The sequence below is a fragment of the Streptomyces sp. NRRL S-1022 genome (genome assembly GCF_000720135.1).
Taxonomy (GTDB): Bacteria; Actinomycetota; Actinomycetes; order Streptomycetales; family Streptomycetaceae; genus Streptomyces.
In genome coordinates, this window is record NZ_JOIU01000006.1 from 248,228 (window position 1) to 260,525 (window position 12,298).

Sequence of the window (12,298 nt, forward strand, 5' to 3'; positions counted from 1 at the left end):
AACGCCCATCGGCATGGGCACAAGCGTTCTTCTCACCTCTTCCATCGAGCGTCTTGACGCCCCCTCCCAATAAGACCAAGAATCGTTGGTGAAACTATCGGGAGGTCGATGACGATGGCCCATGAGTCACAGCTGCAGGCGAAGCGCCCGGTCAGTACCGCGCTCGCCGGCCCGTACGGCCACCCGTTCCACCCGATCCTGGTGACCGTGCCGATCGGCGCCTGGGTGGCCGGCCTGGTGTTCGACATCGCTTCCCACGCCGTGCACCGTCCCGGCTTCCTGACCCAGTCCTCGGAGTGGCTGATCGCGGTCGGGGTGATCGGTGCCCTGCTGGCGGCCATGGTCGGTTTCCTCGACCTGTTCGCGATCCCCGCCGGCACCCGGGCCTTCCGCACCGCCCTGGTGCACATGACGCTGAACCTGCTGGTGACCGCCGCCTACGTCGTCAACTTCCTCTGGCGCCACGGCGACTACACCACCGGCAGGAGTGTCGGAACCGGCCCGCTCGTCCTGTCCGCGGTCAGCGTGGCGGCCCTGGCCGTCTCGGGATTCCTGGGCGGCAAGCTCGCCTACCGCTACGGCGTGCGCGTCGCCGACGAGCACACCCAGGCCGACGGATACACGCCGCCCGTCTCCGGTCGCGGCAGCACGTGCACCCCCGCCTGACCCGCCCCCGCCCCGTCCCCGCTCATGGCGGCCGGCCCGCCCCGGCCGCCCGCCACACCCAACCGCACCTGGAGTCCCCATGGACATCGCCGCACTGATCACCTGGGTGGTCACCGCCCTCGGCGGCTTCTACATGCTCGGCACCTGGATCCGGCGCGGCGGGATCCGGCAACAGCAAGCCGGCACCAGCCGCCTGCCCGCACAGGTCGTCTTCGGTCACTTCGCCCTGGCCGCGATCGGACTGGTGGTGTGGATCGTCTACGTGGTGGCCGACAGGACCGCCCTGGCCTGGACCTCGTTCGGCCTGCTGCTCCCGGTCGCCGTGCTGGGGTTCGTGATGCTGGCCCGCTGGATCCCCGTCCACCGAGACCACGCCGCCGGGACGACCGCCGCGGCCACGGCGCAGGGCGGTGCGGGGACCGTTCCCGCCGAACGGCACTTCCCGGTGCCTGTCGTAGTGGCCCACGGCCTGTTCGCCGTCGCCACCCTCGTCCTGGTCCTGCTGAGCGCCCTCGGTGTGGGGGGCAGCTGACATGACCGAGAGCCCCCGCCGCACCACCGCCCTGACGGACCTGCTCGACGACGGGGGACCGGTACCCGCACGGCCCGCCCTGCGGGTCGTCCACGAAGCCGGAGGCATCGACCTGGCCGCCGCGGAGAAGGCGGCCGGCCAGTTCCTGACCGCCCTCGGCATCTCCACCGCCTCCGAGAGCCTGCGCGGCACACCGGGCCGCATGGCCCGCGCCTACGCCGAACTCTTCACCCCGCGCCCCTTCGACCTGACCACCTTCCCCAACGACGAGGGCTACGACGAACTCGTCCTCGCTCGCCGCATACCGGTCCGGACCGTCTGCGAGCACCACCTGCTGCCGATCGTCGGCACCGCCCACGTCGGTTACCTGCCCGGCGCCCGGATCCTGGGCCTGTCCAAGCTGGCCCGCGTCGTCGAGCACTTCGCCTGCCGCCCGCAGGTCCAGGAACGCCTCACCAAACAGGTCGCCGACTGGCTGCAGACCAACCTGGAGCCGAAGGGCGTCGGCGTGGTCGTCGAGGCCGAACACGCCTGCATGACCCTGCGGGGCGTCCAGGCCACCGGATCCAGCACCATGACCTCCACCCTGCTCGGCCTCCTGCGGTCCGACCCCCGCTCCCGCAGCGAATTCCTCGCCCTCGCCGGGGCAGCCGGCTGACACGGCAGGGCCGCCGCCAGGCCGCCCGGCCCCGGGGGAGCGGGGTGGCCGACGCCGGGAGCGTGAGGGCCGACTACGGGAGTGCGGACGGCGGTCGGGACCGCACCTGGCCGGCCGGTGCCGGACTGGCCCGCTCCCCGGCGTGCGGCCGAGGTCGTTCCGGCCGGCGCTGCCGCGCTGCTTCCGGCCGTACGCGCACGGCCCCGCCCGCCGGGCGCCGAGGACGGCCGGAAGCCGCGGGACTCACCCGCTGAACGAGTCGACTGCCTCCTGGACGCTGGAGTGCAGGGTGAGGACCTGGTCGAGCCCCGCCACGCGGAAGAGCTGGGTCATGGCCTCGCTGAGCGCCGCGACCGAGAAGGACGTGCCGGCGGCCTGGGCCAGACGATAGGCCGTGATGATCGCGGTCATCCCCGACGAGTCGCAGTAGTCCAGTGCCGAGAGATCGGCGACGACGGCGGCGCCGGAGTCGCGCAGCACGTCCTCGACGGCCCGGCGGAAACCGGGACTCGTGTAGTGGTCGAGCTCTCCGGTCAGACGCAGGACGACGAGCCCGTCCGGCGAGGAGTGCGTGCTGATGGCGAGAGTGCCCTCTGTGTCGTGCACCAGGTCTCCTGTGCGGCGAGTCGGCCGCGACGGGCCGGTGGAATCCGTTCGGCAGGCGCCCCCGCGGTGATCCACGTCATCGTGGCGGCGCATCCGTCGCCCTACGCTACTCCCACGGGCTCGCCCGCCTGGCTGCATTACCCTGTGAGGCCGCGCCTGCACGCAGGACGCGGAACCCGCCGCACGGATCTTCCGTCCGTGATGTCTGGGAGAATGCCGGCGGGGGAGAGGGGCCGTCGTCCGTATGAAGACGGACGCGGCCTTCGGCGTCGGACGGCGATCGAGGGGCAGACGGACACGGCGAGCGGTTCGGGGGCCATCGCGAACATGTTCGAGACGGGTGACGGTCACACGGGTGGGCCGGCGTGAGGGGAAGGGTGTCGCGTGGGGCGTTCCGACGAGGCTGAACGCGAGCCGAGGACGGCCGCCGACGTGTTCGCCGCGGACCGGGAGGTCGGCGAAGACCTCGCCGACGTCGACTGGGCGGCCACGCCCCTCGGTCCGCCGCGGGAATGGCCGCAGAGCCTGCAGACGGCCGTCAGCATCCTGCTGTCCTCCCGGTTCCCGATGTGGATGGCCTGGGGCGGGCAGCTGACCTTCTTCTGCAACGCCGCCTACCGGCGTGACACGCTCGGCCGCAAGTACCCGTGGGCCCTGGGACGTCCCGCGAACGAGGTGTGGGCGGAGATCTGGGACGACATCGGCCCGCGGATCGACACCGTGCTCCGTACCGGCGAGGCCACCTGGGACGAGGGACTGCTGCTGTTCCTGGAGCGGTCCGGGTACAGCGAGGAGACGTACCACACGTTCTCCTACAGCCCGCTGCGGGACGACGGCGGCGACGTGGTGGGCATGCTGTGCGTGGTCAGCGAGGACACCGACAGGGTGATCGGCGAGCGGCGCATGGCCACGCTGCGGGACCTGGGTTCCGACCCGAGTGTGATCCGCACCGAACAGGAGGTCCTCGCCTTCGCCGACCGGCAGCTGGCCCGCAACCGACAGGACCTGCCCTTCACCCTGACCTACCTCTTCGACGGCGACACCGCCCGGCTGGCCGGTGCCATCGGTATCCCGGCGGGGCACCCGGCCGCACCCGCCTCCCTGCCGGCCGGCGGCCACGGCGGTGTGTGGCCGACCGCGGACCTGGCCCGGGGCGAGACGGCCCTCGTCCCGCTCACCGGCGACGTCTTCGCCGGCCTGCCCGCCGGTGACTGGCCCGAACCGCCCGTCCAGGCGCTCGCGGTCCCCTTGCTCCAGCAGGGCAGCGCGCCGTACGGCTTCCTCGTCGCCGGCCTCAACCGGTACCGCGTCCTGGACCCGGGCTACCGGGGCTTCGTCGAGCTGACCGCGGGCCACATCGCCTCCGGTATCGGCAGCGCCCGCAGCTACGAGGCGCAGCAGCGGCGCGCGGAGGAACTGGCCGAACTGGACCGGGCCAAGACCGCCTTCTTCTCCAACATCAGCCACGAGTTCCGCACGCCACTGACCCTGATCATGGGCCCCGTCGAGGAACTGCGCACCCGGCTCGGCGACGCGGACGGACCGGCACGGCGGGAACTCGACGCCATCCACCGCAACGGCCTGCGCCTGGGCAAGCTGGTCAACACACTGCTGGACTTCTCCCGCATCGAGGCCGGGCGGATGCAGGCCCGCTACGAGCCGGTCGACCTCGCCGTGGTGACCGGTGAGCTGGCCAGCGTCTTCCGCTCGGCCGTCGAGAAGACCGGGCTCGCCTTCGACGTGGACTGCCGGACTCCGGACGAGCCCGTGTACGTCGATCGCGGCATGTGGGAGAAGGTGGTCCTCAACCTCCTCAGCAACGCGCTGAAGTTCACGTTCGACGGGACCATCCGGGTCGGCGTGCGGGGTGCGGACGGCCACGCCGTGGTCACCGTCGCCGACAGCGGCGTCGGCGTGCCGGAGGCGGAGATGCCCCGGCTGTTCGAACGCTTCCACCGCATCGAGAACGCCCGCTCCCGCTCGAACGAGGGCAGTGGCATCGGTCTGGCCCTCGTACAGGAACTCGTGCGTCTGCACGGGGGCGAGATCACGGCCGACAGCGTCGAGGGCGAAGGCACCACCTTCACCATCCGGATCCCGTACGGAACCGCCCACCTGCCGCCCGACTCCGTGGTGGCCGAAGCGGGCAGCACGGTGGCCTCCGCCACCGCCGACCCCTACGTCCAGGAAGCCCTGCGCTGGCTGCCGGACGACGACGGCGGCGCGGCGGCCCGGGGGGAGGTGGTGCCGGCCGACGACGCCACCTCGCCCAGCCCCGCGCGCACGGTCAGCGCCCGGGTGCTGGTCGCCGACGACAACGCGGACATGCGCGAGTACCTCGCGCGCATCCTCGCCGCGGCCGGATACGACGTCACCACCGTCACCGACGGCGTGGAAGCCCTCCGCTCCGTCCGCGGCGGCACGCCCGATCTCGTGGTCAGCGACGTGATGATGCCACGGCTCGACGGGCTGGAACTGGTGGCGCGACTGCGCGGCGACACACGGACCGCCGCGGTGCCCGTTCTGCTGCTGTCGGCCCGGGCCGGTCAGGAAGCGTCGATCGAGGGACTGCGGGCGGGGGCCGACGACTATCTGGTGAAGCCGTTCGCCGCGGCCGAGTTCCTCGCCCGGGTGCGCGCCAACATCGAACTGGCCCGGCTGCGCAGCCACCACCTGCGGTGGCGGACCGCGCTCATCGACTCCCTCCAGGAGGCGTTCTTCGTCTGCGACGAGTCCGGAGCCGTCGTTGAGATCAACGCGGCGTTCACCGACATCCTCGGCTACGGCCCCGAGGACCTCCCCTACGCCCCGGTCCACCCCTGGTGGCCGGACGCCGCCGTGGATCCCGAGGCACACCGGCAGCTCGGCGACGCCTTCGCGACCCTGCTCGAACACGACCAGGGCAGCCACACGGTGCCCGTCACCCACCGGGACGGACACCGCCTGTGGGTGGCGGCCTCCTGGAACAGGACCGAGGACCCCGACACCGGGCGCCGGGTCACCGTCGGCACCTTCCGTGACGTCACCGCAGAGCACTACGCCGTCCAGCGCGAGACGGCGCTGGCCGCGCTGAGCACGTCGCTGTCCCGGGCGGCCAGCCTGACCGAGGCGCTGTCCGGTGCCCTCGGCGAACTCAAGTCCCTCTGGCGCGCGCGACACGTGGTGGCCGCCGTCTTCGGGCGCGGTGACGTACCGGCCGTCGCGGCCACGGAAGCCGGTCCGGACTGGGAGAGCCTGCCCGCGGAGCGCCAGGAGGCACTCGCCGCACTGCGCCTGCGGCCACCGCTGACCCCGGTGGCCGCGGACACGGGCGCGGGCATCCTGCTGGAGCACCCCGACGGCCCGCTGGCCCTGTGGGTCGATCTGGGGGAGCACCGGCCCTTCACCTCCGAGGACCAGTTGCTGCTGTCGTTGCTGGCCGGGCACCTCGCGCAGGGCCTGGTCCGGGCCCACCAGATCGACCAGCAGCGGGAGACCGCGATCGCCCTGCAACGCGCGATCCTGGGCCCCGACCGGCTTCCCGACGGCTTCGCCGTGCGGTACGAGCCCGCCACCCGCCCGCTGGAAGTGGGGGGCGACTGGTACGACACCGTCGCCCTGCCGGACGGGCGGATCGGCATCGTCGTCGGCGACTGCGTCGGACGCGGCCTGGGGGCGGCGAGCGTCATGGGGCAGCTGCGCAGCGCCTGTCGCGCACTGCTGCTGCAGGACCCCAGTCCGGCCCGGACGCTGATGGCCCTCGACCAGTTCGCCGCCAGCGTGTCCGGGGCGCTGTGCACCACCGTCTTCTGCGGCGTCCTCGACTCGGGAACCGGGGAGCTGACCTACTCCAGCGCCGGACACCCGCCCGGCATCGTCGCGCACCCCGACGGCACCACCCGGCTGCTGGACGAGGGACGGTCCCTGCCGCTGGCCGTGCGGCCGGGCAGGCAACGTCCCGAGGCCGCGTGCACCCTGCCCGCGCGCGGCACCCTGCTGCTCTACACCGACGGACTCGTGGAACGCCGCCGCCGTCCGCTCAGCGCCGGGATCCACCAGGCGGGCGAAGCCGTCCAGCAGGGCCGCGACGTCCCGGTCGACGACCTCGCGAGCCAGGTGATGGCCCGGCTCGCGCCGGCGAGCGGCTACGACGACGACGTGGCGTTGCTGCTGTACCGCCACCCGGCGCCGCTGGAGATGTCCTTCCCGGCCGAGTCGTCCCAGCTCGCGCCGGTCCGCAAGGCGCTGCGCAGCTGGCTCGACCAGTGCGAACTGCCGCCGAACGCGGTGCAGAACGTGCTCGTGGCCGCCGGCGAGGCGTGCGCCAACGCCATCGAGCACGGACACCGGCACCTCCCGGGGGAGGCCGTGCTGCTGCGGGCCGAGGCCTTGGTCGACAACCTGCGCCTGACGGTCACCGACAGCGGCCGGTGGAAGACCCCCCGGCCCGAGCTCAACACCCACCGCGGCCGGGGCGTGGCCCTCATGCGAGCCATGATGCAGCAGGTCACCATCACCCCGGGCCCCTCCGGCACCACCGTCGACATGCAGATGAGGATCGCCTGATGACCACCCCCCTCACCCTCGTCCCCGAGCGGGGGCCGGACGGCAGTGCGCGGCTCGCGGTGCGCGGGGAGATCGACATGAGCAATGCCGGTTCCCTGGACGAGGCGCTCGCCGCCGAGTCCGGCCCCGTCGTCGTGGACCTGACCGAGGTGGAGTACCTCGACAGCGCCGGACTCAGCGTCCTCTTCGCCCACGCCGACCGGCTGGAGCTCATCGCCACGCCTCTACTGGAGCCCGTTCTCACCGTCTCGGGTCTCGTCGGCCTGGCCACCGTCCACGGCCTCGGCCGTGAGCCGTGACACAACGAGTCCCGGGCCCCGTCCGTCCCGCGGACAATTGCCGCAGTGACCGAGCCTTCCGGCCAGGAGTGATGACCCAGGTGACCGAAGCCTTCGACATGACCGTTCAGCACACCGGCGACAGCAGTGCCGTCCTCGCCGTCGCCGGTGACGTGGACCTGCACACGGCGCCCATCCTGCGCGACCGCGCCCTGGCCGTCGTGGAGGAGGGAGCCGCCCATGTCGTCCTGGACATGGCACAGGTCGGGTTCGTCGACTCCACCGGTCTGAGCGCCCTGATCACCCTCATGCAGGCGGCTCACGGGGCGGGCGGCTCCCTCCGCCTCGCCGAGGTGCCCGACCGCCTCTCCCGCATGATCAGCATCACCGGTATCTCCCAGCTGATGCCCGTCCACGCCACGGTCGCCGACGCGCTCGCCGGCCAGGCCACGGACGGGCAGCCCGACCGCACCGGCGGACGTACGGGCGTGCCGGACTGACCGCTGCACGCACCTGCGACAGCCGGGGGCGGACGGCGGCCGGAACGCTCACGGCCCGGCACCGGAAGCCTCCCGTACACTGGCCGACGCCGCATTGTCGTCGCACCGTCAGGGAGGGTGGTTCCATGCGTGGACCCGCGTCCCCCGACGGCGCGACCGCGGCGTACCGGCATGTCGCCGTGGAGTACTCCAGCGACGACGAGTGGGCCGGCCACCTCGTGGACTTCGTCCGGGCGGGGCTCATGGCGGGCGAGCAGGTGCAGTACCTCGCGGACGCGACCGACCCCGGCCTCGTGACCCGTACGCTCACCCACCGGGGCGTGGACGCCGCTGCCGCCGTACGGCGCGGGCAGCTGGTGGTGGTCACCGCCGACGAGACGTACCTGGCCGGTTCCCGGTTCGACCCGGACGCGATGATCGGTGTGTGGTGCCAGGCCGTGGACGGTGCCGCGGCACAGGGCTTCCGGGGCCTGCGCGCGATCGGCGCTTCCGGGGCCTGCGCGCGATCGGCGAGATGTCCTGGGGAGCCCGGGACATGGCGGGTGCCGAACGCCTGCTGGAGTACGAGCTGCGCATCCACCACGAGGTCTTCGAACGGCTGCCGTTGACGGCCTGGTGCTTCTACGACCGGCGCCTGCTGTCTCCCGACGACCTGGCGGTGCTCTCGGAGGCCCACCTGACGCGGTCCGGTGCCGCCGTCCGTGCCGCCGGACCGAGTCTGTCGGTCGCCCCGCTGGCCGGGCCGACCGGGTTCCGGCTGTCCGGTTCGGCCGGCTACGAGAGCCGCCGCGTCGCCGCCTCCGCGGCGGCCGCGCTCGCCGCCTGCCCGGCAGACCCCATGACGCTCGACCTGTCGGCCCTCGACCACCTGGACGCCGCCACGCTGGCCGGCATAGTGGGCGCGGTGCACCGGCGGCCCTCCCGCGCCCCCGTGCGGCTCCTGGGAGCCCCGCCCGCACTCCGCCGCATGCTCGAACTCTTCCCCGAGCTGGGTGTGGTCTGGAGGTGCCGGGCCGGTGACGACCTACGCCCGACAGCCGTTCGAACCGGTCCGGGACGACGTGGCCTTCCACCACCCGGCCCTCCTGTGCGCCACGGAAGACGAATACCTGACCGGCGTCGGCGACTTCGTCCGCACGCAAGCGGCCCGCGGCCGGCCGCTGCTGGTCGTCGTCCCCGGCGAACGCCTGACCCGGCTCCAGGACGTCTTCGGCAGCGAGTACGAGGACATCACCTGGGTCGACATGCGACAGGCCGGACGCAACCCGGGGCGCATCCTCTCGCTGCTCCTGGACTTCGCCGACCGGCACGCGGACCGGCACCCCGCCATCGTCGGCCAGCCGCTCTGGGCGGGACGCACCTCCGCGGAGACACACGAGGCCACCCGCCACGAAGCACTGGTCAACCTCGCCTTCGCCGGCCGGAACGCCACCTTCCTGTGCCCGTACGACACGGCACTGCCCGAGCGGGTCCTGGCCCAGGTTCACCGGACCCATCCCGTCGTCGGTGACGCCGGTGGCTACCGGTCCAGCCCGGTCTACGCCGACCCGGAGCAGGTGTGCCGCGAGTGCGACGCGCCGCTGCCCGAACCGGTGGCCCCGGTCGTCCTGGACTTCGACGAGCGGGACCTCGCGGCCGTCCGCGACGCCGCCACGCAATGGGCCGAAGCGGCGGGCCTGTCGCCGCGCCGCCGTACGGACTGGCTGCTGGCCGTCAACGAGGCCACCGGGAACTCGGTCCGGCACGGAGGAGGGCGCGGCACCCTGCGGCTGTGGCGTACGGCCGACACCCTGGTCGCCGAGGTACGCGACCGAGGGCGGCTCGTCGATCCGCTCGTCGGCCGGCGCCGTCCCGACCCGATGTCCCCGGCCGGCGGCAGGGGAGTGTGGATGATGCACCAGCTCTGCGACCTCGTGGAGATCCGGACACCGCCGTCCGGCCTGGTAGTACGCCTGCACCTGACGGTGGGATGAGTGGCGGACCCGCCGGCGGGCACACCTTGAACACCTGCGCGAGGCACCGGTCCGTGCCGGGTGAGACGATGGCGTGCCGGCACAGGCGGCAGGCGAGGGTTCGGTGAGGGGGGCGAGATGACGGCTGGGCATGAGCGGCGGTCGGCCAGCGCAGTCCGCCGGTCGAAGGCGGTGCGCGACACGGACGAGGACCTGTCGCTGCTGTTCGGCCCGTCCACCGCGCTGTTCGCGTCGATGGCAGGGCCCGCGCACGTGCTGGAAGCGGCGAACCCGGCCTTCTTCGCGGCCATCGGCGGTGCACAACGGGAACGCACCGGTGTTCCCTTGGCGGAACTCATGCCCGAACTGACCGGCCAGGGATTCGTCGCACTCCTCGACCACGTGTACCGGTCGGGAGTGCGGCACGTCGGCCGTGACGCCCGGGTCCTGCTCGGGGTCGGCGAGGACGCGCGCGAGGCGTACTTCGACTTCACCTACGAGCCCCGCCGCGACGCCGGCGGCAACGTCATCGGCGTACGCATGATCGGCGTGGAGACCACGCAGGTCAAGCACGCCCGGCGACTGGCCGCCGAGCAGCGCGCCCTGCTGGAACAGATCGCCCGCGAGGCGCCGCTGCCCGACGTGCTGGACGGCATGTGCAGGGCGATCGAGGAACTGACCCCCGAGGTCATCGTCTCGGTCCTGCTGGCCGACGAGGACGGCCGGCACCTGCGCCACGGTGCGGCTCCCACCCTGCCCGACTTCTACAACCAGGCCATCGACGGCATCGCCACCGGCGAAGGCGTGGGTTCCTGCGGCACCGCGGCCCACCGGCGCCGGACCGTGATCGTCAGCGACATCGCCACCGACCCCCTGTGGGACGACTTCCGGGACCTCGCGACCCGGGCCGGACTCGCCGCCTGCTGGTCGACGCCGATCCTCGCCCGCGACGGACGGCTGCTGGGCACCTTCGCGATGTACCACCGCGCGCCGCGGGCCCCCCAGGACACCGACCTGGCGCTCGCCCGCGTCTTCACCGACACGGCGGCCCTCGCCATCGAGCGGCACCACGCGGAACAGGCCCGGCTGGCCGCCCACGCGCGCGAGAAGGCGGCCCGCGACGACATCGCCTTCCTGCTCGCCGCCAGCACCGCCCTGGCCGGGCGACTGGACGAGACGCAGACGCTCCAGCGGCTCGCCGCCCTGTCCACCCCGACGCTGGCGCCCCTGGCAGCGGTGGACGTGCTGGAGGCCGGAAGCGTGCACCGGGTGGCCACCGCCGCCCCGACCGAGCAGGCCCGCGACCTCCTCGCCCGCCACGCCCCGGGCCGCGACGCCGAGGACGACGCCGTCGTGCGTGTGCTGGCCTCCGGCATGACCGAGGTGGCCCGTCGCACCCCGACCGGTCCCGGGCCCTGGCAGGAGCTCGGTGTCACCGGTTACGTCTGCGTCCCCCTCCTGGACCGCGGTCGGCCCTTCGGCGTACTGACCCTGCTGTCCACCGACGGGGACTGCTTCGACGGCCACCGGGTCGCCCTGGCGGAGGAAGTGGCCCGCCGTGCCGCCTCGGCCGCCCGCAACGCACGCCAGTACGAGCAGCGGGCGGCCCTCGCCCGCGACCTGCAGACCGGTCTGCTGCTGCCCGACCTGCCGGCCGTCCCCGGCGCCCAGCTCGCCGCCTTCTACCACCCGGCCGGTGAGGGACTGGAGATAGGCGGCGACTTCTACGACGTCTTCGCCCGGCACGACGGCAGCTGGGCCTTCATCCTCGGCGACGTCTGCGGGCGCGGGGCCAAGGCGGCCACCACCACCGCCCTGGTCCGCCACACCGCCCGTGCCGTCGCCGCCCTCCTGGACGACCCGGTCGACGTCGTCAAGGCCGTCGACAAGGCCCTGAACGACCGGTACGCCCACCAGAACAACGGCTTCGTGACCCTCGTCTACGGCCACCTCGCACCAGCGGCCGACGGTCTCGCCGTCCACCTCGTCAGAGCCGGCCACACGCTGCCCCTGCTGCTGGACGCCGAGCACGTGGTCGACACGGTCGAGGCGTCCGGCGGACTGCTCGGCATCGGCATCCCGCCCCGGCTCGCCGCCCGCCGCTTCACGCTGCGCCCCGGCGAGAGCCTGCTCCTGTACACCGACGGCCTCACCGAGTGCCGCACCGAAGGGACCGAGCAGTACGGCGACGTGCGACTGGCCAAGGCCCTGGCCTCGGCCCCGCGCCGGCCGACCGCCGCGGACATCATCAGCACGGTGGCCGAGGACGTCCGCGGCTTCGTGGACGGCGCGAACGTGGAGGACGACCAGGCCGCTCTGGTCATCACGGCCGACGAGCCGGCGCCGGGCACGGACCGCCGGGGGCGGGGGTGACACCGGCTTCACGAGATGTGGTGCATGCTGGTGGATGATCGGGGTAGACGCGGCTTGCCGGACGAGAGACCGGCGCCGGCAGAGTTGACGTACTGGGAGGGGCGCATGATGGTGACGACGACCGTGCAGACCGCTGGACGTGCGGTGGACGTTCCGGAGATCGCGGATCCGTCCCGGGTGGCGCCGAA

At 73.0% G+C, this 12,298-nt stretch carries 10 protein-coding genes and 1 pseudogene; 10 read left to right on the forward strand and 1 reads right to left on the reverse strand.

Going from position 1 to position 12,298, the window contains the following annotated elements; genetic code table 11:
* Positions 1–108: 108 nt before the first annotated feature.
* The 3 genes from IG05_RS0109110 (at position 109) to folE (ending at position 1,856) form a co-directional block, all read left to right on the forward strand.
* Positions 109–666 (forward strand): DUF2231 domain-containing protein, encoded by a 558-nt coding sequence (locus tag IG05_RS0109110; protein WP_234335803.1) that lies wholly within the window; start codon positions 109–111, stop codon positions 664–666.
* A 79-nt stretch (positions 667–745) separates the two neighbouring features.
* Positions 746–1,198, forward strand: coding sequence for a hypothetical protein (locus IG05_RS0109115; RefSeq protein WP_030340834.1), 453 nt, complete (start codon positions 746–748; stop codon positions 1,196–1,198).
* A gap of 1 nt (position 1,199) precedes the next feature.
* Positions 1,200–1,856, forward strand: a complete 657-nt coding sequence (gene folE, locus IG05_RS0109120; RefSeq protein ID WP_078893997.1) for a GTP cyclohydrolase I FolE — start codon at positions 1,200–1,202, stop codon at positions 1,854–1,856.
* 243 nt (positions 1,857–2,099) lie between these two features.
* Here the strand turns inward: folE and IG05_RS0109125 are convergent, their stop codons facing one another.
* Positions 2,100–2,462 (reverse strand): STAS domain-containing protein, encoded by a 363-nt coding sequence (locus IG05_RS0109125; protein WP_030340840.1) that lies wholly within the window; start codon positions 2,460–2,462, stop codon positions 2,100–2,102.
* Positions 2,463–2,846: 384 nt separating this feature from the next.
* Between IG05_RS0109125 and IG05_RS0109130 the strand changes: the two genes are divergently transcribed.
* The 7 genes and pseudogenes from IG05_RS0109130 to IG05_RS43620 all read left to right on the forward strand — a co-directional run bounded on the left by IG05_RS0109130 (position 2,847) and on the right by IG05_RS43620 (position 12,110).
* A complete protein-coding gene (locus IG05_RS0109130; protein ID WP_030340842.1) occupies positions 2,847–7,007 on the forward strand; it encodes a SpoIIE family protein phosphatase in 4,161 nt (1,386 codons plus the stop codon).
* Entirely contained in the window at positions 7,007–7,306 is a 300-nt protein-coding gene (locus IG05_RS0109135; RefSeq protein WP_030340845.1) for an STAS domain-containing protein, read from the forward strand. Before IG05_RS0109130 ends, IG05_RS0109135 begins: the two co-directional genes overlap by 1 nt.
* A 71-nt stretch (positions 7,307–7,377) precedes the next feature.
* Positions 7,378–7,785, forward strand: a complete 408-nt coding sequence (locus IG05_RS0109140) for an STAS domain-containing protein (protein WP_051789663.1) — start codon at positions 7,378–7,380, stop codon at positions 7,783–7,785.
* Between the two features lie 125 nt (positions 7,786–7,910).
* Positions 7,911–8,393 carry an MEDS domain-containing protein gene (locus tag IG05_RS50235; RefSeq protein ID WP_063760072.1) on the forward strand — a complete coding sequence of 161 codons (483 nt, stop codon included), beginning with the start codon at positions 7,911–7,913 and terminating at the stop codon, positions 8,391–8,393.
* Positions 8,300–8,704, forward strand: a pseudogene (locus tag IG05_RS50240) (MEDS domain-containing protein); the annotation flags it as partial. The gene IG05_RS50235 and the pseudogene IG05_RS50240, both read left to right, overlap by 94 nt.
* A gap of 97 nt (positions 8,705–8,801) precedes the next feature.
* A complete protein-coding gene (locus IG05_RS0109150; RefSeq protein WP_051789664.1) occupies positions 8,802–9,758 on the forward strand; it encodes a sensor histidine kinase in 957 nt (318 codons plus the stop codon).
* Positions 9,759–9,875: 117 nt separating this feature from the next.
* Positions 9,876–12,110, forward strand: a complete 2,235-nt coding sequence (locus tag IG05_RS43620) for a SpoIIE family protein phosphatase (protein ID WP_051789666.1) — start codon at positions 9,876–9,878, stop codon at positions 12,108–12,110.
* Positions 12,111–12,298 lie beyond the last annotated feature (188 nt).